This window comes from Burkholderia sp. SIMBA_051 (assembly GCF_046534915.1).
Lineage (GTDB): Bacteria > Pseudomonadota > Gammaproteobacteria > Burkholderiales > Burkholderiaceae > Burkholderia > Burkholderia ambifaria.
The window spans coordinates 1-25,863 of the sequence record NZ_JAWRXS010000005.1 but is presented as its reverse complement, the minus strand read 5'-3'; the positions used below and the strand labels follow the sequence as shown (position 1 = coordinate 25,863).

At 61.0% G+C, this 25,863-nt stretch carries 21 protein-coding genes and 1 pseudogene; 11 read left to right on the top strand and 11 right to left on the bottom strand.

What is annotated here, in order from left to right:
- The first annotated feature begins 105 nt into the window (after nucleotides 1-105).
- The 5 genes from SB771_RS13345 to SB771_RS13325 all read left to right on the top strand — a co-directional run bounded on the left by SB771_RS13345 (nucleotide 106) and on the right by SB771_RS13325 (nucleotide 6,599).
- Nucleotides 106-858, top strand: a complete 753-nt coding sequence (locus SB771_RS13345) for a hypothetical protein (protein ID WP_244096883.1) — start codon at nucleotides 106-108, stop codon at nucleotides 856-858.
- Between the two features lie 230 nt (nucleotides 859-1,088).
- Entirely contained in the window at nucleotides 1,089-2,465 is a 1,377-nt protein-coding gene (locus tag SB771_RS13340) for an NAD-binding protein (RefSeq protein WP_175705198.1), read from the top strand.
- A gap of 102 nt (nucleotides 2,466-2,567) precedes the next feature.
- On the top strand, nucleotides 2,568-3,035 hold the full coding sequence (locus tag SB771_RS13335) for a (2Fe-2S)-binding protein (protein WP_175705199.1): 468 nt from the start codon (nucleotides 2,568-2,570) through the stop codon (nucleotides 3,033-3,035).
- A 2-nt stretch (nucleotides 3,036-3,037) separates the two neighbouring features.
- Nucleotides 3,038-5,293 (top strand): xanthine dehydrogenase family protein molybdopterin-binding subunit, encoded by a 2,256-nt coding sequence (locus tag SB771_RS13330; protein ID WP_175705200.1) that lies wholly within the window; start codon nucleotides 3,038-3,040, stop codon nucleotides 5,291-5,293.
- A 178-nt stretch (nucleotides 5,294-5,471) separates the two neighbouring features.
- Nucleotides 5,472-6,599, top strand: coding sequence for an arabinose transporter (locus SB771_RS13325; protein WP_244096884.1), 1,128 nt, complete (start codon nucleotides 5,472-5,474; stop codon nucleotides 6,597-6,599).
- Between the two features lie 141 nt (nucleotides 6,600-6,740).
- On the opposite strand, the gene tcuB is transcribed toward SB771_RS13325, so the two are convergent.
- The 5 genes from tcuB to SB771_RS13300 form a co-directional block, all read right to left on the bottom strand.
- Nucleotides 6,741-7,913 carry a tricarballylate utilization 4Fe-4S protein TcuB gene (gene tcuB / locus SB771_RS13320; RefSeq protein WP_175705202.1) on the bottom strand — a complete coding sequence of 391 codons (1,173 nt, stop codon included), beginning with the start codon at nucleotides 7,911-7,913 and terminating at the stop codon, nucleotides 6,741-6,743.
- Entirely contained in the window at nucleotides 7,900-9,312 is a 1,413-nt protein-coding gene (tcuA, locus tag SB771_RS13315; protein ID WP_175705203.1) for an FAD-dependent tricarballylate dehydrogenase TcuA, read from the bottom strand. Before tcuA ends, tcuB begins: the two co-directional genes overlap by 14 nt.
- An 81-nt stretch (nucleotides 9,313-9,393) precedes the next feature.
- The gene (locus SB771_RS13310; protein WP_175705204.1) at nucleotides 9,394-10,350 is read right to left on the bottom strand and encodes a LysR family transcriptional regulator; all 957 of its coding nucleotides are present in this window, start codon (nucleotides 10,348-10,350) and stop codon (nucleotides 9,394-9,396) included.
- Nucleotides 10,351-10,559: 209 nt separating this feature from the next.
- Nucleotides 10,560-11,606, bottom strand: a complete 1,047-nt coding sequence (locus SB771_RS13305; protein ID WP_175705205.1) for an XdhC family protein — start codon at nucleotides 11,604-11,606, stop codon at nucleotides 10,560-10,562.
- Between the two features lie 90 nt (nucleotides 11,607-11,696).
- On the bottom strand, nucleotides 11,697-11,966 hold the full coding sequence (locus tag SB771_RS13300; protein ID WP_175705206.1) for a DUF4148 domain-containing protein: 270 nt from the start codon (nucleotides 11,964-11,966) through the stop codon (nucleotides 11,697-11,699).
- Between the two features lie 365 nt (nucleotides 11,967-12,331).
- Here SB771_RS13300 and SB771_RS13295 point away from each other — a divergent pair, with 365 nt between their 5' ends.
- The 5 genes from SB771_RS13295 to SB771_RS13275 all read left to right on the top strand — a co-directional run bounded on the left by SB771_RS13295 (nucleotide 12,332) and on the right by SB771_RS13275 (nucleotide 18,664).
- Complete coding sequence (locus SB771_RS13295; protein WP_175705207.1) at nucleotides 12,332-13,225, top strand: LysR family transcriptional regulator; 894 nt, start codon at nucleotides 12,332-12,334, stop codon at nucleotides 13,223-13,225.
- Between the two features lie 603 nt (nucleotides 13,226-13,828).
- Entirely contained in the window at nucleotides 13,829-14,854 is a 1,026-nt protein-coding gene (locus SB771_RS13290; protein WP_175705208.1) for an alpha/beta hydrolase, read from the top strand.
- 540 nt (nucleotides 14,855-15,394) lie between these two features.
- A complete protein-coding gene (locus SB771_RS13285) occupies nucleotides 15,395-16,579 on the top strand; it encodes an MFS transporter (RefSeq protein ID WP_175705209.1) in 1,185 nt (394 codons plus the stop codon).
- Nucleotides 16,580-16,688: 109 nt separating this feature from the next.
- Entirely contained in the window at nucleotides 16,689-17,852 is a 1,164-nt protein-coding gene (locus tag SB771_RS13280; protein ID WP_175705210.1) for an MBL fold metallo-hydrolase, read from the top strand.
- Nucleotides 17,853-17,920: 68 nt separating this feature from the next.
- Nucleotides 17,921-18,664: an SDR family oxidoreductase gene (locus SB771_RS13275; protein WP_175705211.1), complete on the top strand. Its 744-nt coding sequence runs from the start codon at nucleotides 17,921-17,923 to the stop codon at nucleotides 18,662-18,664.
- Nucleotides 18,665-19,927: 1,263 nt separating this feature from the next.
- Here SB771_RS13275 and SB771_RS13270 read toward each other — a convergent pair.
- The 6 genes and pseudogenes from SB771_RS13270 to SB771_RS13245 all read right to left on the bottom strand — a co-directional run.
- Nucleotides 19,928-20,212, bottom strand: a complete 285-nt coding sequence (locus tag SB771_RS13270) for a hypothetical protein (protein ID WP_175705212.1) — start codon at nucleotides 20,210-20,212, stop codon at nucleotides 19,928-19,930.
- Nucleotides 20,213-20,295: 83 nt separating this feature from the next.
- On the bottom strand, nucleotides 20,296-20,763 hold the full coding sequence (locus SB771_RS13265; RefSeq protein ID WP_175705213.1) for a DUF4019 domain-containing protein: 468 nt from the start codon (nucleotides 20,761-20,763) through the stop codon (nucleotides 20,296-20,298).
- A 25-nt stretch (nucleotides 20,764-20,788) separates the two neighbouring features.
- The gene (locus SB771_RS13260) at nucleotides 20,789-21,940 is read right to left on the bottom strand and encodes a DUF2827 domain-containing protein (RefSeq protein ID WP_175705214.1); all 1,152 of its coding nucleotides are present in this window, start codon (nucleotides 21,938-21,940) and stop codon (nucleotides 20,789-20,791) included.
- Nucleotides 21,941-21,998: 58 nt separating this feature from the next.
- Nucleotides 21,999-23,114, bottom strand: a complete 1,116-nt coding sequence (locus tag SB771_RS13255; RefSeq protein WP_175705215.1) for an EAL domain-containing protein — start codon at nucleotides 23,112-23,114, stop codon at nucleotides 21,999-22,001.
- Between the two features lie 205 nt (nucleotides 23,115-23,319).
- Entirely contained in the window at nucleotides 23,320-24,471 is a 1,152-nt protein-coding gene (locus SB771_RS13250; protein ID WP_175705216.1) for a DUF2827 domain-containing protein, read from the bottom strand.
- Between the two features lie 144 nt (nucleotides 24,472-24,615).
- Nucleotides 24,616-25,548 (bottom strand): annotated as a pseudogene (locus SB771_RS13245) (YadA family autotransporter adhesin); the annotation flags it as partial.
- Between the two features lie 37 nt (nucleotides 25,549-25,585).
- Between SB771_RS13245 and SB771_RS13240 the strand changes: the two are divergent.
- A partial coding sequence (locus SB771_RS13240) for a hypothetical protein (protein WP_410721798.1) occupies nucleotides 25,586-25,863 on the top strand: 278 nt, incomplete at its 3' end.

Here is a 25,863-nt window from a genome sequence, read left to right as displayed (position 1 = left end):
TGAAACCTATGCTACGATGACTCATCGGTCACCGTCATGCCGCAACCCGCCCGTTCCGGCCCGGCCCGATTTGACATGCAGCGCAAGACCTAAGGAGAACGACTGATGATCTACACTCGAAGCGGCGCGGACGCGCTCGCGCAGCGCAGCACCATCGTTTCCCCCGGAACCGGAAACGAGCACTGGGGAACCACCTACTTCGGCCCGCGTTCGTCGGCCGGCTCGGCTCCCGGCCCGCAGGCCACGATGTCCGAACTCAGGGCACACGAAACGATCGTTCCGCACTTCCACGGCGTCACGATGTTCCAGTGTTTTCTTGCTGGCGCCGGAACCCTCGGCAGTCGAGGCCAGGTAATCGAACCGCTCACGGTGCAGTTCAAGGATCATCACACCGCGTATGGTCCGATCGTTGCCGGTCCGCAGGGGCTCTGCTTCGTCGCGATGCGCATGTACACCGGTAACTCCGAACCCGTGTATCTCGACAAGCCGGGCTATCGCGATCGGCTGCAAACCAGCAAGCGTCGGCACATCACGTCCGAACCCGTGCGCTTTTCCATCGCACCGGTCATGCAATCGCGCACCGAAGTCGAGTGGGAAACCCTGTTCAGCGACGAGAACGACGGCATGCATGCGCAAGTTGTTCGACTCGGTGCCAGAATGGCTGTCGAAGGCCCCGACCCGCGTGCCGCCGGTGGGTATTACGTATTGGTCGGCAATGGCAGCTTGCTGCATGGCGATGAAAATCTCCCGCTGTGGTCGATGATCGTCGTCGAGCCTAACGAAGAGCGATTCGAAATTCGCGCCGGCGATCAGGGCCTCGAGGCACTCGTGCTGCAGTACCCGCGCGAAGAACGGTAACGATTCCCGATCTGCCGCTTCCGCCCCAATGAACCGCGGCGGACTTCGAAATACACGAGACAGCTTGTACGGCCGTTCAGCGTTTTCAACGGCCGGAGCGAGCGGAACAACCGGACAGCGACCGGCAAAATTCGCCGCGCGCGTCCGGTCTTGTCAGTGCATGGCGGCCGACCCGGCCGGAAAGAGCGCCGAGTCCGGTTGAAATCAGGTCACATGAGAGGCGACGCGAAATGAAGATTGGCTACATCGGGCTTGGCGCACTTGGCAGCCAGCTCGCCCGTAGATTCCTGCCGGACCACAGCCTGTGTGTCTGGGACATCAACGTTGCTGCGGCGCAAGCATTGGCGGCACACGGCGCAGAGATCGCACCGACGGCCGCCGAACTGGCACGACGAAGCGACATCGTCTTCCTTTGCCTTCCGCGCAGCGCCGATGTCGAGCGTGTCGTGCTCGGTACCGACGGCGTGGCGGCTGGACTGTCCGCCGGCAAGCTCGTCATCGATCAGACCAGCGGCGTACCGGAAACGACCCGCCATATTGCCGACGTGCTGGCGAAATCCGGCATCGACATGATGGATGCGGCGGTATCCGCCAGTCCGCATGTCGTCGCCGCCGGTGGCGCGACGTTGATGGTCGCCGCATCGGACGGCGTGCTCGAACGTGCGATGCCTGCTTTGCAGGCGATTACCGGAACCATCTATCGATGCGGCTCTCGCGTCGGCGATGGTCAGGCGATGAAGATGGTCAATAACGCGATGAATGCCGGTTGCCGACTCGGGACGCTCGAGGTCGTTGCCACCGGCCGAAAAGCCGGATTGTCCCTGGCACGCATGTCGGACTTTCTGAGCCGCAGCGACGCGCGCAATCAAACCACGGAAAAGATGCTTCCTGCGCTTGTGCAACGGAAATCGTCGACGAACTTCGCCCTCTCGTTGATGTTGAAGGATGTGACACAGGCCGTATCGCTCGGTATCGCTCAGCGCGTACCGATGCCGGTTACGGGAATCGTCCGGGGCTTGCTGCAGATCGGCGTCAATACGCTCGGCAACAGCGCACAGCTCGAAGACATGGTCGGACTGATCGAGTCGATGGCCGGCACGCAGCTCGCCGATGACACCGCGTCGCCCGCGCCCGATCGTTCTATGGCTCGGAACGACGCCGAACACGATACCGTCGAGCTCGTCGCGAGCGCGATCGGGGCACTGTCCCGGCTGATCAGTTTCGAATGCATTGCCGCGGGCCTGCGGTATGGCCTGACGCTCGACGACATGGAGCAAGTCATCAACAAGAGTTCCGGATGGAGCGACGCATCGAAGTCAGTTTTTGCCGAATTGCTGGGTGGCGCCCGTCACAATAGCGCTGACCTGAAGACAATGATGGCTCGTATGGACGCGGCATGCGCCCTCGGCAACGATACTGGTGCACCGATGCTGATTGCAAACGCCGTTCGCTGTTTGCTCGAGCAGGCGCTGAATCAGATTGGCGAAAGCGCCCGGATCAGCGATCTCGCGGCGTTCTACGATGGCATGGCAAACATTCAACTGGGCCGAGCTCGTCGGAGCGGGCCGGACAACGCACGTCAGTTTCGCCCGGCCATCCACAATTGACACCGCTAGGGTGCGGTCTCGCACGGCGGCCGCCGATACGCTCGGCGGCGTGATCGCCCATGCCGCATCCGGACATGATTCATTCAGATACCCGGAACAACCATGGCAATCGACCTTGTTGTCAATGGCAAATCGCAGACGCTGGATCTCGATCCCGACACACCGCTCCTCTGGGTACTTCGCGACCACCTGGGAATGACGGGAACGAAGTTCGGCTGTGGTATCGCTCAGTGCGGTGCCTGCACGGTTCATGTCGATCAGGCTCCCGTGCGCGCTTGCCAGTTCCCGCTGCAAGCTGCCGCCGGACGGCATGTCACCACGATCGAGGGATTGTCGAAAGACGGCCCCCACCCGCTGCAGACAGTCTGGATCGAACACAACGTCGCGCAGTGCGGATACTGCCAATCGGGGATGCTCATGGCCGCTGCCGCGCTGCTCCGGACGACCGGCCACCCGAGCGATGCGGACATCGACGCGCAAATGACGAATATCTGCCGTTGCGGTACCTACCCTCGAGTGCGCGCCGCCATCCACGAGGCAGCGATTCGCATCAAGAACGCAAAGGCGTGACCATGAATCCGCATCGCAGGCAGTTCCTGATCAAGGCTTCCGTCGTGGGCGGCAGCTTCGTGCTTGGCGTTTTCCGCCCTCGCGACGCGGACGCGCTCGCATCATCCCGACCGTGGGACATGCCCGAGCAGCCGACTGGCGCGGAGTTCACACCGTGGATTGCGATTGGTCGCGACAATATCGTGACGGTCAGGGTCGCCACGCCAGATATCGGCAATGGCGTCATGACGCAGGCGTTGATGACCGTCACCGAGGAACTGCACTGCGACTGGAACCGGTTGGTCGGCGAGTACGCATCGCCTCATCGCAACTATGTCGAGAACGACGTCTATTCCCGGGGTATGGGATACAACGGCTTCTTCGCTCGCTCGACGTTACCGCGACGTATGGAATTGCTCCTGCAAGCCGGAGCGAGCGCACGGGAAAGGCTGAAGGCGGCCGCCGCCCGCACCTGGGGCGTCCCTCGCAACGAGATCGAAGCAAAGGATAGCGTACTGACTCACGCTCCGACCGGCAAACGCCTGACATATGGCGATGTGGTCGAAATGGCCGGTTCGATTTCGCTCGACGCCGAGCCGGCACCCAAGCCGCAGCGCGATTGGTGGTTTCTCGGCAAGGCGAACCCGCCGCGAGTCCAACAGCCGTTGATTGCACATGGCAGCGCCGTTTACGGCATCGACGTGAAATTGCCTGGCATGGTGCATGCGGCGCTCATGCAGGCACCGGTACACGGCGGCAAGCTCGCGCGCTATGACTTCGAGAAAGTCCGTACGATGCCTGGGGTACTCGGTGTCGCGGTTGTCGATCCGTCCGAGCAACGCGGGTTCGTCGATCCCGAGCGGGTCCCGTTCCCGATCGCGTTTAGTGCACCGCAAAGCGCGATCGCCGTCATTGCCGAACACTACTGGCAGGCAAGAAAAGCACTCGAGGCCATGCCGATCGAGTGGATCGATGGTCCGGGCGCCCAGTGGCAAACGCACGAGCAGGTCGTCGCCGCATGCCACAGCGCCGTCGAGCGCGAAGGCGACAAGATCCTGGTCGATCGCGGAAACGCGACGAGCATCCTGGCGTCCCATGCCAGTGTCATCGAGGCCGAGTATCACGCACCGTTTGCCGAACACGCGGCCATGGAACCGCTTAACGGTACGGCGCTGGTCACGGCCGATCGCGTCGATGTATGGCATCCCTCGCAACAGGCGCAACAGGGGCACATCGTCGCCGCGCAGGAAGCCGGCCTGCCGCCCGAGAAGGTTTACTTTCACCAGACTTATGTGGGTGGCGGATTCGGTCGACGCGTCACCGGCAACGACGTCCGCATGGTCGTGGCCATCGCGAAGCGATTTCCTGGACGCCCGGTGAAGGTCATCTGGTCGCGCGAGGAGACCATGCGACAGGGGCGTTACCGATCCATCGAATCCGTCAGGCTACGCGCTGCACTCGATGCGAGCGGCATGCCTGTCGCATTCCACGCGCGTGCCGCCGGCGCACCCGATTTTTTCCTGAACTATCTGCACGACGGCCCGCTAAGCACCGGTGTCGTCGATCACGTGCTCGTCGAATCGCGCACCGTGCCGCTTCATGTGATGACGGGCTCGTATCGAGGGCCCGGATACAACGCCCATGCAACGTTCATCGAAATGTTCGTCGACGAGTGCGCGCACGCTGTCGGTATTGATCCACTGGCGTATCGGCTCAAGCTGTATGCGAAATGGCCCGATCCCGGATGGATCAAGTGCCTGACCGAAGTAGTGAGCAAGGCGCACTGGGGCCGTGCGCTGCCGAAGGGATGGGGTCAGGGTATCGCCATCGCCAACTACGGCATGAACGGAAAGCCCGAGGCCGGCACGACTGTCGCAGCCGTCGTCACGGTCGAGGTTGCCCGCGATGGTAGCGTCCGCGTTGACTCCGTCGACATCGCATTCGATCCCGGGCACGTCGGCTATCCGGACGGGCTGGTGTCACAAATGGAAGGCGGTGCCCTCTTCGCGTTGAACTCGGCCCTCAATGAACAGATTACCGTTGCGAACGGAAAAATCGTCGAAAGCAATTTCCACAACTACCCGATGATGAGAATAGGCGACGCGCCGAAGCGCATCAGCGTGCATTTCGGCGGTGTATCCGGCCATTCGCGTATGGCCTGGGTCGGGGAATCTCCGATGGGTCCGGTGGCCGCGGCGCTCGGCAACGCGATATTCTCCGCCACCGGCAAACGATTGAGATCGATGCCGTTCCGAATCCATGATCTGAGCTGGGCATGATGTTCGTCTCGATACACCGCAGGTACGCCGTCGCATCACCTAAGCTCGCATCGCGCATATCCACCCCGACGTTCACCGTGCAGCATTAGCGTTGGCTCGACCATGGCATTCCTCGAATATGACAATTCCATCCGCAACTTGTTCGGACGACCGCACGATATCCGCGCTTGCGCCGCTCATGGCGGTCGTCCTCGTCGCGTTCCTGATCATCGGCATTGCGCTGCCGGTGCTACCGCTTCACGTCCACGACGACCTGGGCCTCGGCACTTTCTTTGTCGGTCTGGTGACGGGCAGCCAGTTTGCCGCGTCATTGTTCTCGCGTGTGTGGGCCGGCCACTTCGCAGACAAATCGGGCGCAAAACGCGCCGTCATTGTCGGGATGGTCTCGGCCTCGGTGGCCGGTCTCATTTACCTGTCGTCTCTCGCAGTCGCATCAATCCCGCTGGTGTCGGTCACCATCCTGATCGTGGGTCGCGCGCTTCTGGGTGCCGCGGAAAGCTTCATCATTACCGGCGCATTGAGCTGGGGACTGGCGCGCGTGTCTCCGGGCGTCTCCGGCAAGGTCATCGCATGGATCGGGATGGCAATGTATGCGGCATTTGCCCTCGGCGCGCCGCTGGGCACGATTCTCTATGCGAAGTACGGATTTGCGGCCATCGCGTGCGCAACCGTGCTGATGCCGCTCGCCACATTGACTCTGGTGCTACCGTTGACTGCCATTCCTCCCCTGGCGCGAAGCGGCCCGTCAATGACACGAGTCATCCGCGCGGTGGCGGCGCCCGGGATCGGCCTGGCAATGAGCAGTATCGGCTTCGGGTCGATCATGGCCTTCGTTTCGCTGCTGTTTGCGGAGCAAGGCTGGCAACCGACCTGGCTTTCGTTCACCGTTTTCGCGATCTCGTTCATCGCTGCACGCATCGTTTTCGGCCATTTGCCCGACAAGCTGGGTGGCGCCAGGGTCGCACTCATTTTCGTACTGGTGGAGGCCGCCGGACAGGCACTCATCTGGACCGCAACCGGATCGGTACCGGCGCTGCTGGGCGCCGCGATGACCGGCATCGGTTATTCGCTCGTCTATCCCGCGCTCGGCGTCGAAGCCGTTCATCGGGTGCCCCCGCAGAATCGTGGGCTGGCGATGGGCGCCTATACGGCGTTCCTCGATCTCGCGCTGGGAATCGCAAGCCCGGCACTCGGCCTGCTTGCCCACTGGGCAGGTCTGCGCACCGTGTTTCTCGTTGGTGCCGTCGTCGCATGCTGCTCTGCGGGCGTGTCCATCGCACTGATGAAGGCCGCACATTCTCGTTGAATCAAGCCGGGGTCGGGCCGGCACGAAACCTTCCAACTGCCGACCGTGCCATGCAAAGGTAGCGAGCCCGTTTCGGAATGCCGAGATCGTCGATCGAGAGCGCGCGGCCGATCAACGGCAGCGCGCTCCCAAATCTTGCTGTTACTCCTCGACCAGCAACTTCGATGGCCGGCGCTTCTCGATCGCCCATTTCAGAAGCGCGGCGGAGCGATAGATTCCGTGCGCGAACTTGCCATAGGGCAACGTCGCAAACAATGCCATCACAATCCCGAGGTGAACGGCCAGCAGCGTCGGCATCAGGTTCGTGCTGCGCAGCGCAAGGAGCGCCAACCCCGAGGCCGCCGTCAGGATCAGGAGCAGGACGAAGCCTCGATCCATGGGCTTTTGAGCAGGATCACCGTGAAGCGGATGACGCTTGAGGTTGAGCCATAGCAGACCGCAAGTGCCAGCAAGAAGACTCACACCGCCGACCGTACCGAGCACGACCGGCACACTCATATAAGCGTACGGGGCCTCGAGATGGAACACGTAGTGATACAGCGTAGCCACACACGTCGACGCGAAACACAGCATGAATCCATAGAACGTCAGATGATGAAACCGCCGACGGAGAAGCGAAAACGCATCGTCGGCATTGTTGCATCCGTCCCCGTGGCCGCCGCCGAGATATCGAAGCGACAGTACATTCCTCGTTGCCTCCAGTGCCGCATCGATCGACGCATCACCAGGATCTTCGTTGCGCCAGAATCGCCGTACCCCGATACCCAGAGCAAGCGCCGAAAACAGGAACACGGTACCGAACACCAGCGCGAGGAAGTTGTGCGGAAAGATCGCGTAGAAATTCGACCCTGCAATGTCGGCAGCCGATCGAGCGCCGCGGCCCGCCAGCATCAGGAAGAGCGTCAGCCCCGCGGCAAGCGCCAGGGCAAGCGTCATGCCGTTGCGCTTGTAAAGCGAACCCAATGCCGGCGGCCACGCATATTCCGTATACGTATTGAGGCGAACCTCTGCCATCGCGCGCGGAACGTTGACGGCAAATTCATGCGGCGGCGCATACTGGCACGAGTGGAGACAGGCGCCGCAGTTGTGACAGAGATTGGCGAGCAGATGAACGTCGGCACGACCGAATTCGAGGCGGCGTGTCATCGCCGGGAAGACCGCGCAGAAGCCTTCGCAATAGCGACACGCATTGCAGATCTGCATGATTCGACTGACCTCGCGCTCGCCGTCCGACAGCATGACGCCTCGCACGGTGGCCGGGGGAGTCTCCGCGAGCGCTTGCGCCTCGCGAGTAAGCGCTTCAAGCGACTGCATGATCCGATTCCTTTTCGTTGATTCGTTGCGCGGCGCGCGCCGCCTCGGCGCCGGCAATCCGGCCGAACGCCGTGCCGATCGCCATGCCGATGCCGGCCGTATAACCCTTTCCGAGGACGTTTCCGGCCATCATTTCTCCGGCGACGAACAGATTCGGCGAGGGCTTCCCGCCGAAATGCACAGCTGCGCGCTCGTTCGTTTTCAGGCCGAGATAAGTAAACGTGATGCCGGGACGCAGCGCATATGCAAAAAACGGCGGCTTATCGATCGGCTGTGCCCAGTGCGTCTTCGGCGGCGTCAGACCTTCGGTATGGCAGTCGTCCAGAACGGCGTGATTGAACGTGCCCGCACGACATGCGGCGTTGTACGTTTCGATCGTGTTGACGAACGTCTGTTCGTGCAAGCCCGTCGCCCGCGCCAGTTCGGCGAGCGAGCCGGCACGAATGCCGGGGAACACCGGGGGCATGAAGCGGCCGACGGCTTTTGCGTCGATGATCGAGTAGGCGATCTGCCCCGGCTGAAGCGCGACCAGGCGCCCCCATATCGCGTATCGCTTCGGCCAGAAATCCTCGCCCTCATCGTAGAACCGCTCTGCGTTACGATTCAGCACCACGCCGAGGGAAACGCAGTCGACGCGCGTGCATATTCCGCCATCGTAAAGCGGCGCGCGCGCATCGATCGCGACACAGTGCGATTGTGACGGATCGCCGATTGCGTCGGCGCCGGCGTCGATCATGTACTTGAGCACGACGCCTTCGTTGTAGCGCGTCCCGCGAATGAGGAAATTATCCGCGACCCATTCGCCATTGACCTCGCCCCACGCGTCGCGTAGCCACTCGCGGTTCGACTCGAAGCCCCCTGCCGCCAGCACGCAGGAATGCGCCTCGATACGCTCTCCACCCACGCGTGCCGCGACGAACCGGCCGTCTTCGAGCTCGATCGCGTCGACCGGTGCGTCATAGCGCACGCGCACGCCAAGTGACTCGGCGCTTCGATAGTAGGCGTTGACCAGTGCCTTCCCGCCGCCCATGAAGAATGCATTGGTGCGGGCGACATGCAACGCACCCGACAGCGGCGGCTGAAATCGCACCCCATGCTTGCGCATCCAGTCGCGACAGTTCGACGACGCGCGTATCGCGATTCTCGCGAGCCGCTCGTCGGTCAATCCGCCTGTGACCTTCATCAGGTCGTCGAAATACTCGTCTTCCGGATAGGCATCGACGAGAACATCCTGCGGCGCGTCGTGCATGCAACGCAGGTTGCGGGTATGCGACGAATTTCCGCCGCGCCACTCGCGCGGCGCGGCTTCGAGCATCAGCACCGATGCCCCGGCTTCCCGGGCCATCAACGCCGCGCAAAGGGCCGCGTTACCGCCTCCTATTACGAGTACGTCCAGCATCACCACCTCTTTCCCTTGATAGTCCGGGGCAGTGTAGGTGACGCAGAGGATGGCCGACAGTGGCGGGTAGTGAAGACCTCTTCACGAAACGTGAAGACCGGCGCCTGTCGAGTCGGGTTCGACGAGCGTTGCGCCCGCCCATTTCCCGGCCAGCACCAGTTCACGCGCGACCTCCAGCAGAACGACACGCGCGGCGAGGCCCGGCGGCGACAGTTCGTCGTCGCACAGACTTGCGAGCTGATTGAGGCGGGTCAATTGCGTGCTGTGAATGGGCACGACATGGAATGCAGCGGCGTCGCACCGGGCCAACGCCGCACCAGGCTGAATCGTCACGCCAAGGCCGGCACCTACCGCTTCCATGAGGGTTGCCAGACCGTCGATTTCGGCCACGACATTCATAGAGCGATTCGCTTTCGAAAAAGCGGAATTGATGAGCATGCGCAGCCCGTGATTGTCGCTGGGCAGAACGAGAGGACAGACCGCCAGCTCACGAATGGATGATCCCTTCGGATCCAGGGGGACCGTCAGCGAGGCGGAAGAAATGGCAAATAGCCGCTCGTCCAGAAGCGGCACTGTGCTGAACCGCTTGCCGGCGGAATTGCCGAACAGTATTGCAAGATCGATCTGCCTGGCGACAAGCATCGACTCGAGATTTCCGGACAAATTCTCGACCACGCGCAAACTGACATCCGGATATCGCTCGCGCATCGCGCGTATGAACGGCAACGCCACGACACCCGACGTGCTGGGCGCAAAGCCGACCGTCACCTGGCCGGCAAGGCGGCCGGTTTCTGCGGCGCGCACCGCATCATCGGCGTGACGCAGCACCAGTTGGGCTCGATGCCAGAATGCGAGACCGGCATTGGTGGGTTGAATCCCGGTTTTCGTTCGCTGCAGGAGCCGGACCGAGAGCTCGCTTTCCAGCCGACTGATTTGTTGGCTCAGTGTGGACGTCACGACGTCGAGTTCCAACGCGGCGCGGCCCATGCTGCCGCACTCGACAACGCGGACGAAATAGCGAAGTTGCCGGAGTTCCAAGAGATGCCTCGCTAATGGATAGCTAGTCGCTGAAAACGGCAGTGACGTAATCGTTGCCGGTATGCCGAACATCCGACTTCCGTACAGAACGACCACGCCGGGTCGCCGACATCCGGCAGAGCAATACAATGCGTGCGATCAACCCAAGCGTCAATCCGAATGGGCCCTTGCCACGGCACGTGGCAAGCGTAGGCGGTGCGGCGGCAGACTCAGCTGGTGAGCGAATGGTCGCGCATTGGCCGCGCATCACCCTGTTCTCTCCTTGCATATTGGCCGGAGGGAGGCGCGTTTCGCATGTCGTGATTTTGCAGAACGGGAACGTTACGCCGGACTGCCGTCATTTCGGCAACGATTGCCACCGCGATTTCCGGAGGCGTCTGCGCGCCGATGTACATGCCTATGGGTGCGTGAAGCCGTTCAATCTGGTCGACAGTGAGATCGAACAGTCCAAGCCGCTCCCGGCGCCGGGCGCAGTTCATTCGTGAACCGATCGCTCCGACATAGAAAGCGTCGGACTTCAGCGCTTCAAGCAGCGCCATGTCGTCGAGCTTCGGATCATGCGTCAACGCTACGATCGCCGTACTCGAGTTCACACCGATCCGGACCAGCAGGTCATCGGGCATTTCACGACTGAATTCGGTACGCTCCACGCGCCACGTTGTCTCGTACTCTTCTCGGGGGTCGCATACGATGATCCTGTATCCGAGCGGCAACGCCAAGCGCGCAACATATTCCGACAATTGCCCGGCCCCGATCAGGACCAGCCTCAACCTCGGTCCGAAAACAGATTCCAGATAGCGTCCATCGAACGATGTGCCAGCCAGAACCGATGCCTCGTGAAGCGTCGCTTCGCCGGTAACAATATCGAGCGTGCGCCGCACTGTTTTGCCAGCCGATGTCGCATCCAGCACTTCCGCCAGCGTCGACGCTTCGGTCAGCGGCTCGACAACCAGTTCGAGCGTACCGCCGCACGGCAATCCGAATCGATGCGCCTCGTCGGCCGTCACGCCGTACTTCAACGTTTGCGGGCCATCCGGTGCAAGCGCTCCGCTTCTGGCCCGGTTGGCGAGATCATCCTCGATGCACCCACCGGACACCGAACCCTTCATCGCGCCATCCTGCCTGACTGCCAGGATCGAACCGATCGGCCTCGGTGCGGAACCCCATGTGTGCACCACCGTCGCAACAACAACGGTGGCGCCCGTGCGCTTCCAATCCAGCGCCGTTGTCAGGACTTCGACGTCGACGCTATCCACGATTCGGTCCGCGCGGTGTCGGGAACTCGACCGGACAGGTCGCGATCTCGGTGTCTTCCTGATCGCACCACCCGGCGTCTTCTGCTTCGATCAATTGCACTGCGATGCCGCGCCGTTTTCCGCAAGTTGCGGATGTCCACTCGAATTCCGAGCGGCGACAATCTTGGCCGACGCAACCTGAGCATCGTTCACCCAGGTGCGGGGGTTCGCACGTGCCGGGTTAAAGCCTGCAGCCTCGTACTGGATCATTTCGTTGCGAACCTGCTCACGCGTAAGGCCTTGCGTCGTGGATTGAGCGGATGCCAGCAGCGGGCTGGAAATGGCAAGGGTGGCAACGAGAAGACGATGGCTGAATTTCATGATGTTCACTCCAGAAAGACGAATAGAGACTTGCCCGATATGCTGATGCGGCCGGTAGCGGCGCGAGCGGCATCCGGGGCCGTCGCGGCGTGGCCGATCACGATGGCCGCGCTTGCGTCAGCGAACCATTTGGCAAGTACGACGTCTCCCACACAATGTGTGTCCTTCTGAGCCGCGTGCTATTTATGGTGGTCGTCAAACCCGCGCGGCATGGTGACGACCTGGAAGCGTGAAGTTTACGGTTTACCGTCGTTTCGATTAAGTAGCCAAACTTGCTAGAACCTATTAGCATCGCTCATGAATCAATGACGGCACGACGCTCCTTTAGTGCTAGGATTCCAACCCTTCTATAGGGGAAATACCGGATGGCTCGGGAAAACTTCAATGACTTGCTCGTCTTTCTCGCCGTGGCGCGAGAACGAAGCTTCACGCGCGCGGCAGCAAAACTCGGGGTCTCTCAATCCGCGCTCAGCCACACGATCCGGGACCTGGAGGCACGTCTCGGAGTCCGCCTCCTGACACGCACCACCCGCAGCGTATCGACGACCGACGCAGGAGAAGAACTCCTGCAGACAGCCGCGCCGAGGATCGAGGAAATCGAGGCGAAGCTGGCGTCCCTGTCCGACTTCCGCGACAAGCCAGCAGGTTTGGTCAGGATTACTGCCACCGATCATGCGATCGATTCGGTCGTTTGGCCCAAACTGACGAAGGTCCTGCACGAGTATCCGGACATTCGCGTGGAACTGACGGTCGACTATGGTCTGGCGAACATCGTCGAAGACCGCTATGACATCGGCATCCGGTTCGGGGACCAGGTCGCAAAAGACATGATCGCCGTGCGCATCAGCCCCGATGTCCCGCTAGTGATCGTTGGCTCACCCGCCTACCTTGAAGGCCGATCGTTGCCCAAGTCGCCCGAAGATCTGCTCAACCACGACTGTGTGACTTTGCGACTCACGACCACGAAAGGCGTGTACGCATGGGAACTCAAGAAGGGCAAGCGGGAAATCCAGGCACGCGTGAGCGGTCAATTGACGTTCAACACCCAACAGCAGATGTTGCAAGCCGCGGTGGACGGATTCGGCCTCGCGTTCCTGCCCGAAGACGCAGTGCGCCCCTATCTCGAGCAGGGAAAGTTGCAAAGTGTCCTCAAGGACTGGTGCCCGGCATTTCCTGGCTATCACGCATACTATCCGAGCCGCCGGCAAGCATCTCGCGCGTTCTCGGTCGTGATCGACGCATTGAAGCAACGTCACTGACGTTCGCCGGATCGATATCGCTGCAATAGCGCCGATCGAATACCTTGCGCGCCGATCCTGACATTGCGCGCCGGATCGGGGCCGAAGACGCAGGCTTGCGGGCTTCGCCAACGCGTTAGGTATCTTCAAGGTATCTTCAGCATCAGCCTGGTTTTCTGCGACCTTTCGCACCTTCGCTCGCAGAATCTCCACACCATGTGGGGCCCCTCGCGTGGGAAGGACGCATGCCCACCCGTTGCTCCACGTCGACCGGCGCTCGCCCCACGTAAAACAAGCCGAATTCATTAGTCGTCTTCATGAGTTCAATCACGTTTTCGGGCGTAATCAATTACATTCCTTTCAGTATCATTTGAATCGACCTTGCACCGAGGTTCGCCGTCGGTTCAAGCGTTCCGCTCGTTGCCCGGCCATTGCCTTTCCGCTCCGGCAAGCCGTGCGTCGGCTCTTTCATGATTGCCGGTGCCATCGCCGGGAGTGGTAACGGGAGCCAATTCCTCGCCTCGCCGCTCGCAAACAGCGCGGGGCGCGAGCGGCAGGTCTGCATCAACCGATACCCCGACATTGGCGACAACTCGATCACCTGCTTAACGAAGGACAGATTCAATGAGAAAGTTCTTTATTTTCTTCGGATTTCTTATCAACTCGTTTGCCGCGATGGCTGCCGATATGTCTTCCGGCGCAGACAACTTTTACCGTAGCGATCGGGTGACCGCCCAAAAGGTCAAGTTCGCCAACCAATACAAGATGAACGTCACGGGAAATCTCTTCGTCCCGAAGAACCTGGACCGAAATCAAAAGCACGCGGCAATCATCGTCGGCCACCCGATGGGCGCAGTAAAGGAGCAAAGTGCCAATCTGTACGCGCAAAAGCTGGCTGAACGAGGCTTCATTACGTTGTCGCTCGACCTGTCGTTCTGGGGCGAAAGCGACGGTCAACCGCGTAACGCCGTCTCTCCCGACATCTATGCGGAAGACTTCAGCGCCGCGGTGGACTTTCTCGGCACTCGTCCGTTCGTCGACCGCAACCGGATCGGCGTACTTGGCATCTGCGGCAGCGGAAGTTTCGTCATCAGCGCGGCGAAGATCGATCCTCGCATGAAGGCGATCGCGACGGTCAGCATGTACGATATGGGCGCCGCGAATCGCAACGGGCTGCGCCACGGGCAAACGCTCGAACAACGCAGGCAGATCATCGCGGCGGCAGCCGAGCAGCGCTACGTCGAGTTTGCCGGCGGGCAAACTCAATATACGAGCGGTACCGTTCATGAGCTGAACGACGACACCCCTGCGATTCAGCGGGAATTCTTCGACTTTTATCGCACACCGCGTGGCGAATATACGCCGAAGAGCTCATCACCGGCCCACACCACACACCCGACGCTCACCAGCAATGTCAAGTTCATGAACTTCTACCCGTTCAACGACATCGAGACGATCTCGCCTCGCCCGATGCTCTTCATTACGGGCGAGAACGCCCATTCGCGGGAGTTCAGCGAAGAGGCCTATCGCCTCGCTGGCCAGCCGAAGGAACTGGTGATCGTCCCGGGTGCGGGACATGTGGATCTCTACGATCGCGTCAATCTCATCCCGTTCGACAAATTGACCGCCTTCTTCCGCGGTAATCTGTGACACCTCACCGCATTGATTTTCGCCATCAGCTGCAATCCTGGCCCCTCGCACGATAGGCGACTACACCGGCCGTACGTTGGCGGACCAGCGTACGGCGCCATGCGCCCCAAGCCACCGACGTCAATCGCCCCATTCCGAACAGCCACGAACACCTGAAAAGGTGCATTGGGTCACCTCTCCGGCTTCAAACTCGACTAATGAGCCAAGCTCATCAGTCCAATCACGCCAACCACCTTTATCGATCGCGCGCGTCACGGTTTAATACAGTCCTGACGGCACGAAGGCAGTTCGCTTCGTCCATGCCCGGTCGTCGTTCGGTACGCCCTCGCCCCAACGACTCGCGCATTCTTTTTCGCGAGATATTGCGTCGGCCCCGTGCCGCGTATGGCCCTCACCCGGCAACGACCACTTCCTACCGCTCGATGGCCCGCTTGACCGGGCCCCGTACTGCACCGACAGGCGCAGCGGCAAATCGTCGCCGTGCGCATTCAACCGTTCGCGTATTTCCGGCCCGGCAAGCGCGGACCCATGAGGAACACTATGTCGACATTGACAGCATCGCCGCAGAGTTCGCAGCGAAATATATGGAGCGCGGTCAGCTCGATGGCGATGTGCGCCGCGATGCTGATCGCTTCAGAATTCATGCCGGTAAGCCTGCTCACGCCGATCGCAACCGACCTTCACGCGACGGTGGGCATGGCGGGACAGGCGATCTCGATATCAGGGCTGTTTGCCGTGGCGACCAGCCTGCTGATTCCGTCAGTCACCGGGCGCTTTGACAGGCGACACGTGCTGACCGCGCTGGCAGCGTTGATGCTGATCTCGCTCGTGTTGATCGCCGAGGCAAGAGATTTCGCCACGCTGATGGCCGCACGCGCCCTGCTCGGTGTCGTGATCGGCGGCTTCTGGTCGCTGGCAACGGCGACCATCATGCGCCTCGTCCCGGAACAAACCATTCCCAAAGCGCTCGGCGTCCTGTTCACGGGCAATGCCGTGGCCACGGCCTTTGCCGCTCCCATTGGCAGCTACGTCGGTGGCATGATCGGGTGGCGCGGCGTGTTCTGGGCGCTGACGCCCATCGTTATCGTCAACATGATCTGGCTGTGGTCGAGCATTCCGTCGATGCCGGCACAGGGTAGCCATCCCGTCGGAAAGGTCCTCGGCCTGCTCAAGCGACCCAATGTGGCATTCGGGATGCTCGCGGTCATGCTGACCTTCGGCGGCGCATTCGCGATCTTCACGTACCTGCGCCCATTTCTCGAGTCGTACACGCACGTCGACGTGACCCAGCTGTCGATGCTGCTGCTGGGCCTCGGGCTGGCGGGCTTCGTCGGAACGTACGGGGCAAGCGCATTGATCGGAAAACGCCTGTATTTCCTGCTCATGATCCTGCCGCTCGCGCTGGGTGCCGTGACGATCGGCATGCTGTCAGTCGGCCACATGCTGTGGGCAGTTGCGCTTGCAATGATTGCATGGGGCACCGTGAACTCGGCCATTCCGGTCGCGTGGTCGACGTGGTTGACGCAAGGCGTCAAGGACGAACCCGAGAGCGGCGGTGGATTGATGGTCGCTGCGATCCAACTGTCGATCATGACGGGCGCGGAATTCGGCGGGATCTTGCTCGATCACGTGTCGATCGCCGCCACGCTCGTCGGCGGGACCGCGCTTCTCGTGCTTTCCGCAGCAATCGTCGGTAACGGCGCACGACTGCAGCCGCGGAAATAATCAACCGCTAGTCGTCAGGTTCGGAATCTGTTCCGTCAGCACCGACCGAATTCGTGCGCTCTGCGCGATGGCATCTCCCGTGGCTCCTGCGTGAAAACGTGGCCTCTTTATGAAACGATTCTGCCTACGTCTGCTCAAGGTCGGTGCCTGCATCGTCATTCTGGCTGCAGTCAGTGCCTGTGCCTATTTGCAGCATCCGCTGTTCGGTGCGCTGCCCAAGGGCGAACGTCTGACACGCATCATGCGCTCGCCTAACTATGCCGATGGCGCATTTCGAAACCAGATCGACTCGCCAATGCTCACGACGGACCAGCCCGAGTGGGAGATGTGGATGGAAACCATATTTGGCTGGGAGAAAGGCGAACCCCGCCCGCCGGGCGCCATTCACGCCATCAGGACAGATCTCAAGGCGCTCGATCCCGGGCAGGATCTGGTCGTCTGGCTCGGGCATTCGTCCTATTTCGTGCAGTTGGCCGGCAAGCGCTTCTTGATTGATCCGGTCTTCAGCAACAACGCGGCTCCCGTGCCCCTCACGAACAGGGCTTTCGAGGGCACCAGCGTCTATACGGCAAACGACATGCCCGAGATCGATGCGCTACTGATCACCCACGACCACTACGATCATCTGGACTACCCGACCATTCGCGCCCTCAAGCCCAAGGTGAGGCGCGTGATCGCTGGACTGGGCGTAGGGGCACATTTCGAGGCCTGGGGCTATGACATGTCACTCGTGCGCGAGGCGGATTGGAGTGACATCGTCGAACTGACACCAGGACTGCACGTCCACATCACCCCGGCCCGGCATTTCTCCGGGCGCGGCTTTACCCGGAATCAGTCTCTGTGGGTCGGTTTCGCGATCATTTCCCCGAGCCGCCGCATCTTCTTCAGTGGCGACTCGGGCTACGCACCTCATTTCGCGGAGATCGGCCAGCGGCTGGGCCCGTTCGATTGGGTGGCGCTCGATGCGGGACAGTACGACCCGCGATGGGCAAACGTCCATATGAACCCGGAGCAGGCCGCGCAGGCAGCGGAGGACCTGCAAACCCGTGTACTCACGCCAGCGCACGTCGGCCGCTTCTCCATTGCCCCGCACGACTGGAACGACCCTTTCAAACGCATCACGGCGGCCAGCCGGAAGCGCAACTATGCCTTGTGGACGCCGGAAATCGGTCGCCCGATGTACCTGGACGGCCGGACGCAGAAATTTTCCCCATGGTGGGAAGAGGTCCATCCGGACAACCCTCGGAAAGGTACGGATGACCACGAATCCTAGCTGCGGCAGTCGCATTCAATTCTGACCCGAATTTCGTAAGACCCGTTCATCAACAGCAGAGAACCATCATGATCAAAGACAAAGTTGTAGTCATCACCGGCGCATCCTCCGGAATCGGTGAAGCGACGGCCAAATTGCTCGCGAGCAAGGGGGCCAAGGTCGTACTCGGTGCACGACGCGAAGAGAATCTGAAGCGGATCGCCGACGAGATCAAGCAAAGCGGTGGCCAAGCGGTCTACCAAGAGCTGGACGTGACCAAGCAACTGGAAAACGACAGCATCGTCAAACTCGCCAAGGATGAATTCGGTCGCGTTGACGTCATTTTCCTGAATGCCGGCCTCATGCCGATTTCACCGCTCTCCGCACTTAAGACCGACGACTGGCATCAAATGGTCGACGTCAACGTCAAGGGGGTTCTGAACGGTGTCGCGGCAGTGCTGCCGGCATTTGTCGAGCAGAAATCCGGTCATGTCATCGCAACCTCTTCGGTAGCGGGGCTCAAAGCCTATCCGGGCGGCGCCGTCTACGGCGGGACAAAATGGTTCGTGCGCGACTTCATGGAGGTCTTGCGCATGGAGTCGGCCATGGAGGGAACCAACATCCGCACGGCGACGATCTATCCGGCTGCCATCAATACGGAACTGCTGACGACGATCAGTGAAAAAGAGACACTCGGCCAGATGCAGGGGATCTACGAGAAATTCGGGATCTCTCCGGACCGGATCGCCAATGTCGTTGCGTTCGCGATCGATCAGCCCGACGACACGACGATCAACGAATTCACGGTTGGGCCCGCCAACCAGCCCTGGTAAGCAAACGGCCTGGCGCACGCGTCTAGCCTCGGCGTCGGTCGTTCGAGGACGAAGTTCGACACTTCGTGGTTTGCCCGCGTGCGAACAACGCGGCCGTGCGCTGTAGCTCGATCCCCAGCGCTTCCGGCAAGCGCCGGGATTGTCTCATCGACGACACCCGATTTCCAAGAGGACATTCATCGAAATGCGGTTCGGTTCGCCCCGGACACTGTAAGCGAAGCTCCGGGGCCGTCCAAAACGCTCTCGACATGTGGCGTGCAGCGCGGCAGGCAATGCCTGTCGCGGGCAGAGCAGATCGGCTAGATATCTCAGATACCTGACACCGAATTTCCATTGAGTGGCACTCAAGGGCATTCAGCCGCGCCCCTCTTGACGCTCAGTGTGCGGTGAAACCCCCATCGACCGGCAATCCGACGCCGACCACAAAGCTCGCGCCAGAGCTGCAGCAGCATCGCGGTGAGGTGACATTCAGCAGCGCCCGGTGGCCGCAGTCAGCCGAGTTTGAGCAGCTGATCGTGTCATGGTGATAAGGCTCCCTATCATCCACACCGTTCTCACCGATTTGTGCGCGTGTTTGGGATGCCTTCTGGTCACTACCTTTAACGACTGAAACGCTCTCGACGTGTCCCAACTAGAGGCTTGAGCGGCTGATCCAGTGGATCAGTCTGCCGATAGCGGAGTCTGGTATCGCCTATCAAGCGGAGGGGTCGCTCTGGTTCTTGTTGCACCTGTCAACTTGGGTGACGGCCGCCCGAAGAGAGTAACCACATCGTGAGCGATGAAGTGGGGGCAGGCATCGGCAGAGCGACGCAAAGAAGGCCGCACCGGCCGCGCTTAATGCAGATCAGGCGATACGAAGTGAACGCCGAAATGCTCCGCCAGCTGCGCAAGCCGTCGATCACGCGTCCAGAGCCGGGGGCTCGGGGTTAATAGCACCGACTTGTCATGTTGGCGTGCGACCACGGTAATTGTGCAGTGGCTGCTGCACAAATTCCGGCCGCAAAAAACGGTTGCGCCCGAACGCAAACTATCTTGGCGAAGTCGGTAGCCCGGATCACTTCGGTACGACGGCGGACGTTTAAGCCGGTCCCTATTTCGGTGTTAATTATGTACAATCATCAGGAATGCTACCAAATTAGGCGGGCAACATGGAGTTGGCACCTCGGAGCATTATTGCGCCCGAAGCAGGTTTGCTCGAGATCTTGGGCTACGGGACTGCTTGGATCGCCGTTGTCGCAGCACTACTCTATCTTTTTGGAAGGATCAACCGGACTGCGGGGATAGCCGCGGAGATTGTCGGTATGGTCGGCGGCTTCGCGATACTGCTACACGATAGGCCTCCTCGGCGTCGGCAGCCGCGCCGTCTGCTTCGAGGATGATGCCGAGATTGTTCAGCGCCCCTGCATGATCGGCAGCCAGCGCCACGCGATAGGTGGTCACGGCACCGGCGGTCCGCCCTTCATGATGGGCAGCGACGCCGGCGGCAAATTCTGCGTGCGCCGCGTCAACGCTTCGCGTCCCATTGTCGGGAGGGTTGGCTTCGCTCATGGTCGAGTTGGCTGATGATGCTTCGCGAGTTCGATCGCCGCGACCGATTGGAGACGATCTATCCGTCCGCGAAGATCAACGATCTATTGGCTGAAATTCTGCTCTCTCCGCGACACGTAGCCGATCAGGTGCCACCGGCCGTCGGGTTCGAGGCGGAAGCTCAGCTTCTCGAACATGGTGGTGCCGCTCGTCAGCGTCGTCGCGTAGTCGACGTTCGCGTAAAGCCCGTCGGGCATCCCGGTTGTGCGCTCGTAGCGGATGCGCGTGACCTGCGCCCAGCCGCGATGGCTCACCGCGCCGACCGACTGGCGAGTTTGCTGCATCTGCGCGGCGAACTGGTCTTGCTTGAAGCGCGCCTTCACGAACGGCGCGGCGTCGGTCCATACCGCGCCGTACTCGCCGGCGTCGAGCTGCTTGAACACGGCATCGGAATCGCGGAGCAGCGTGTCGGCCGATTCGCCGGCGGCTTGCGCGTGGGCGCCGATCGCGATCGATGCGGCGGCGCAGCCGAGCAGCCATTTTGCGCGGGTGAGGGGCGGGCGTGCGTTCATGTCGGAGTCCGGAAAGGGTGGCGCGTCACGCGTCGCGATAGAGGGCGGCGATCGCGTCCGTATAGGCGGCGACGTTCTCGGGGTTGTAGATGCTGACCGAGTCGAGCACGTGCTTCGACTGCTCGCGGTACGCCTCGAGGTTCGCGTCGTGCTCGGTGAACGCCTTCAGCAGCGCGCGGCCGCCGGCCTGGCAGTCGAAGTCCGGATAGAAATACCCGGCCTTGCCGAGGAATGGCGAGTTGTGGATCAGCGGATAGTCGCCGTACAGCAGCTCGTAGTAGAGGTAGTTCTGCGCGTTTTCCCACGTGTGCGATACCACCGCATCGCCGTACGCGGCCATGAACTCGTACACCGCATAGCGGCTTTCGAACGTCGTGATCCCGTGGTTCACGATGTCGAGGCTCTTCGCGAAGTGGACGAACGTCGCATGTTCCTTCAGGTGCAGCGTGTTGCACACGCGCACGAACTCGAGGAAATCAGGCTTGGCCCGATACGCTTCCTCGGCCACCAGCATCGGAATGACGCTCGTCTTCACCATGCAGATGTTCGGCTCGAACATCGTCACGCGCCAGCGCGGCTTGCCGGGCTCATAGCCGAACGACAGTCCGGCGCCGAGCGTCGCGCGCGCCTTGTCGAACAGCATCATCGGGTGCCAGATGTGCGGGACGGTCGTGACGGGGGCGCGCAAGCCCGTCTGGTAGTAGTGCAGGCACGTGCGCTCGAACTCGGGAATCGTCCACACCGCGTCGTATTGCGCGCCCGAGAACAGGAAGCCCGACGGCTTGTCGAACATCGCGCGCTCGATGTCGATCACGTAGTCGTTGCCGACCCGCATCGTGACCACCTTGCCGCCGCGGTCGCGGAACGCGCGCAGGTAGTCCGCGCCGAACTGCGCGCTCATTTCGATCAGCACATCGCAGCGTTCCAGCGCTTCGTCCATCGACAGCAACGGCACGTCCCACTCGCCGAGCATCATCTGCGGATCGGCGACCTGTTCGCCGCCGTTCACCATCACAGCATCCGCGACGAGCGGCGACTGGCGCAGCAGCAGGATCAGCAGCAGGCAGTTCTGGAAAATGCCGTTTTCCCACAGCGACTGGCCGGCGCCGCGCACGAACAGCGACACGCCGACGACGAGACGTCTGCGGGTTCGAGATTCTGGTCTGGTGGTCGCCATTTCCGTTTATTCCTCGAGGTTGAACCGCTTGGCGCTTGAGATTTCCGATATCGACTATTCACAAGTCGGCCCCCGATCTCAGCGGTCGTGCCAATCCCTGACCATTGAGCCGACCAAGCATGGCAAAACATCGAAGCAGTCGCACTGAAGATGTATTGTGGGTTTCCGCCTGTTTTTCCATCGCGTCCGTCAGGTAACTGCGCATGCTCGTAGCGATAGCGGAACGCCTGCCATACAACGCACTTGCAAGTCCGGCCGCGAAGGCACGCCTCGCCTCGCCGTGCATCTTTCCGTCCATGTGCGGCTCGATCACTGCATAGGCAATACGCTCGAATTGCTGCATCGAGTGCCCTACCGCTCCACCTGTGGACTGTTCTATCATTCTCAACCGGCTCGGCTTCCCGGTGTAGTAGCCTTGCACCCATTGAGCCCCGGCCAGCGAGGCGGTGCGTAATGCGTCGGCGCTTTCTATTCCCTCCACCACCACCTGCGATGCCTGGCCGCGGGCGCCGATCACCAATTTCTTGAACTGCTCGAGATGTATCGCGTCGTGTTCACCCGTTGGTAACATTCGACCGGAAATCTTGATGATTTCGGGCGAAGAAATCACCGAGCGATTCTCGATGCTGAATCCATCGCCAAAATCATCCACGGCGATACAACAGCCGATACGCCGCAGGTGCTCGACAAATGCTCGACCTGTTACGGGTGACAACTGCGTAGTTTCGGTGATCTCCACCACAAGGCGAGATGCGATGTCCGGCCTGCCTTCAAGCAGCCGAAGAACCGATGCCCATCCTCCGATCTCATTCGCACTTTGCGCGGAAATATTGACGCCCAATCGAATGTTGGAGTTCGACTCCAGGAACTCGGCGGCCATGCCAATGACATAGCGGTCCAGGTAGCGCATGAGTCCAAGCCGTTCCAGACTGGGAATAAACGCCGACGGATATGTGATCGGTTGATCGTCGCCGACGCGAAGTCGCACCAGGCATTCGTGATATAAAACCTGTTCACGATTTTGTACGCTAAAGATCGGCTGAGCGCACAGTATCACCTGATCGCAAGCCATCGCAGCCAGCACCATGGCGGCCGTCCCCAGGTCCGGTGTCCCGTGAGGTCCTGTACCGCGTGCAAGGGCATATTGCACCATCGCCTTCGTGCAGTAGCTCATGTCGTTGTCATACACTCGGAGAATAAACGTGACGTTTCACGAGCCCTTGGCGACCAGCGATTCAGAAACCCGCGGTTCCGCAAAATCCCGTCGCCCCACAGCCACTGGCCGCCGCGATGCATGAACGGCGATACACCGACGACGAAACGCTCGCCATCGCCGGGCGCTTGACGCGCATGGGCGTCCGACATGCGTATGCCCCGGTTCATGCGGTCAGGCGTTCAACGAACGCGTCCAGGTTGGCGGGGTTGTCGATCGAGACCGATCGCAGCAGCCGGTTAGCTTTCGCGCGATAGTCGTCAAGCCGCTCGTCGTGATGCAGCCACGCTTCGAGCAGCGCCTGGCTGCCCGCGACGGAATCGAAGTCGGGGTAGTAGTAGCCGGCATCGCCGAGTAGCGTCGAATTGTGGATCAGCGGATAGCCGCCATACAACACGTCGTAGTACAGGTAGTTCTGCGGATTTTCCCAGTGGTGCGATACGACGGCATCCGCATGGCGCGCCATGAATCCCGGCAGGTCGGTGCGCGGGTCGAACGTCGCCTTATGCCGGCGCACGAGATCGAGGCTGTTCGCGAAATGCACGAAGGTCGGATGTTCCTTCATGTGTATCGAATTGACGACGAACAGATGCTGCACGGCATCCGGATACGCGCGGTAGAACTCATCGCAAACAAGCATCGGGTAATGGCAGGACTTCACGACCGAGATGTTCGGTTCGAGCGTCGCGAGATGCCAAGCGCGGTGACCAGGTCGATAGCCGAACGTCATGCCTTCGCTCGCCAGCGCGGCGATGCGGCGATCGAGGAAGTACGGCGACCACAGATGCGGAATCGTATGAACCGGCGCGCGCGTAAGCGTGCGCAGCAGCGGCACGTCGATCTTTTGCGACTTTTCGAGCACCCACACTTCATCGAATTGCGTGCCGTTGAAGATGTGCCCCGAAGGCTTGTCGAAAATCGGCGTTTCGGCGAGGCCGCTGTAGATATGGCCGACGTAGCACGCGACAAGCTTCGTGCCGAGCGCTTTCACGTGCCTGAGCCATTCGGCTGGCAATTGCGCGCCCATCTCGACCACGACGTCGAGCTCATGCGTGACGTCGACGGGTTTCACGAGCGGGATGTCAAGGCCATCGAGGTCGAGACCGGCTGGCAGCGCATTCGCATCGCCGCCGTTCAGGAAATAAACGGGGCCGACGCGGTCCGAGCACTTGAGCATCATCGCGAGATACGCGATGTTCTGGTGAATGCCGTTTTCCCACAACGACTGGCCATCGCGCGCAAACAGCGAGATGCCGATACTTGGACGCAGCCTTTTGCGATCGTGGTTGCGGGAGCACCCGAGCGTAGAGTGCCTCATAGCTCCACCTGGAATGCGTGGCGTAGTTGAAAACTATCCATAAAGCGCCCAACTTGACGAGGCAAAATTATTAGAGGTTGAACGAGGAAATCTCCGGGCGGATTCCGATAGCATCGGCATCCGCCCGGAGAGCAAATCAGCGCTTTACCATTGATATGAGACGCCAGCGCCATAAGTGCTGGAGCTCCCGCTGATCCCGACACCGATCTTCGCTTTCAAGCTGTCGCTGAAGCGAACGGATACCCCGAGCGCAGTCGCTGCGTATCCTTGATAACTCCCTCCTCCAATCCCCACCGCGATCGTCTTTCCAGGGTCAACCTCGGGAATCATGGTCAATGCAGTCGCCGCGGCGATCCCGGAGTACGCACGACGTGCGACCTCATTGACGGTCGACTGGACGCCCCACAACTGGTTCATGTTCGCGGCATCCGTTCCATTGATGCCGGGCGCCACGTTCGTCAGCCGACGCTCATTGCCGAGCGATCCGAACGAAACCGTGTTGGGTTGCGACGCTACTGAACCCGCACCGATTGCCACGGAATTCGAAGCGCTCGCAACACTGCCCTGTCCTACCGCAGTCGTATTGGCTCCCGAAGCAGTCGATCCCTGGCCCAATGCAGTCGAGTTGTCTCCTGTCGCCGCTGCGGCCTGACCATCCGCCTTCGAGTTAGCGCCCGAGGCGATCGCGCCCTGCCCCTCGGCAGTCGAGTTTTGCCCGGATGCAACCGCCCCTTCACCCACCGCAGTCGAGTTCGTTCCGGACGCGGATGCATTTTGGCCAACAGCCGTCGAGTTCGCCGCCGCGGTTGCCCCGGTGCCAAGGGCGGTGCTACCGTCGGTCGTTTGGGTCTTGATCGACGTGAGCGGAGCCACTGCGGTTGAAAGCGATGCCAGGCTGTCATTGGTTGTGGACAGTCCAGTCGACAGTGAAGTCACGTTACTGTCTGTCGTGCTCAATCCCGTCGACAACGAGGTAATACTGCTGTTTGTCGAACTGAGGCCGGTCGACGTTGATGTCGACAGCGACGCCACACTGCTATTGGTCGCGCTCAGGCCCGTCGACAGTGAGCTGACCCCGGTGGATGCGGATGTTGACAGTGACGCCACGTTGCTGTTGGTCGTGCTCAGCCCCGTCGACAGCGACGCAACGCTGCTTCCGGTTGCGCTAAGACCGGTCGACAGAGAGCTAATGCCCGTCGACGTGGACGTCGACAACGATGCCAGGTTGCTGTTGGTCGCGCTCAATCCCGTCGACAACGAGCTGATACCCGTCGAGGTCGAGGTCGACAGCGAACTGATACCCGTCGAGGTCGAGGTCGACAGCGAACTGATGCCCGTCGAAGCCGACGTCGACAGCGAGGTCACCGAGCTGTTGGTCGAGCTCAGCCCCGT

Bases quoted from the DNA above. Each gene is read 5' to 3' on its own strand.
- SB771_RS13345 (WP_244096883.1), top strand. From the start codon at position 106: ATGATCTACACTCGAAGCGGCGCGGACGCGCTCGCGCAGCGCAGCACC.
- SB771_RS13340 (WP_175705198.1), top strand. From the start codon at position 1,089: ATGAAGATTGGCTACATCGGGCTTGGCGCACTTGGCAGCCAGCTCGCC.
- SB771_RS13335 (WP_175705199.1), top strand. From the start codon at position 2,568: ATGGCAATCGACCTTGTTGTCAATGGCAAATCGCAGACGCTGGATCTC.
- SB771_RS13330 (WP_175705200.1), top strand. From the start codon at position 3,038: ATGAATCCGCATCGCAGGCAGTTCCTGATCAAGGCTTCCGTCGTGGGC.
- SB771_RS13325 (WP_244096884.1), top strand. From the start codon at position 5,472: ATGGCGGTCGTCCTCGTCGCGTTCCTGATCATCGGCATTGCGCTGCCG.
- tcuB (WP_175705202.1), bottom strand. From the start codon at position 7,913: ATGCAGTCGCTTGAAGCGCTTACTCGCGAGGCGCAAGCGCTCGCGGAG.
- tcuA (WP_175705203.1), bottom strand. From the start codon at position 9,312: ATGCTGGACGTACTCGTAATAGGAGGCGGTAACGCGGCCCTTTGCGCG.
- SB771_RS13300 (WP_175705206.1), bottom strand. From the start codon at position 11,966: ATGAAATTCAGCCATCGTCTTCTCGTTGCCACCCTTGCCATTTCCAGC.
- SB771_RS13295 (WP_175705207.1), top strand. From the start codon at position 12,332: ATGGCTCGGGAAAACTTCAATGACTTGCTCGTCTTTCTCGCCGTGGCG.
- SB771_RS13290 (WP_175705208.1), top strand. From the start codon at position 13,829: ATGAGAAAGTTCTTTATTTTCTTCGGATTTCTTATCAACTCGTTTGCC.
- SB771_RS13285 (WP_175705209.1), top strand. From the start codon at position 15,395: ATGTCGACATTGACAGCATCGCCGCAGAGTTCGCAGCGAAATATATGG.
- SB771_RS13280 (WP_175705210.1), top strand. From the start codon at position 16,689: ATGAAACGATTCTGCCTACGTCTGCTCAAGGTCGGTGCCTGCATCGTC.
- SB771_RS13275 (WP_175705211.1), top strand. From the start codon at position 17,921: ATGATCAAAGACAAAGTTGTAGTCATCACCGGCGCATCCTCCGGAATC.
- SB771_RS13270 (WP_175705212.1), bottom strand. From the start codon at position 20,212: ATGAGCGAAGCCAACCCTCCCGACAATGGGACGCGAAGCGTTGACGCG.
- SB771_RS13265 (WP_175705213.1), bottom strand. From the start codon at position 20,763: ATGAACGCACGCCCGCCCCTCACCCGCGCAAAATGGCTGCTCGGCTGC.
- SB771_RS13260 (WP_175705214.1), bottom strand. From the start codon at position 21,940: ATGGCGACCACCAGACCAGAATCTCGAACCCGCAGACGTCTCGTCGTC.
- SB771_RS13255 (WP_175705215.1), bottom strand. From the start codon at position 23,114: ATGAGCTACTGCACGAAGGCGATGGTGCAATATGCCCTTGCACGCGGT.
- SB771_RS13250 (WP_175705216.1), bottom strand. From the start codon at position 24,471: ATGAGGCACTCTACGCTCGGGTGCTCCCGCAACCACGATCGCAAAAGG.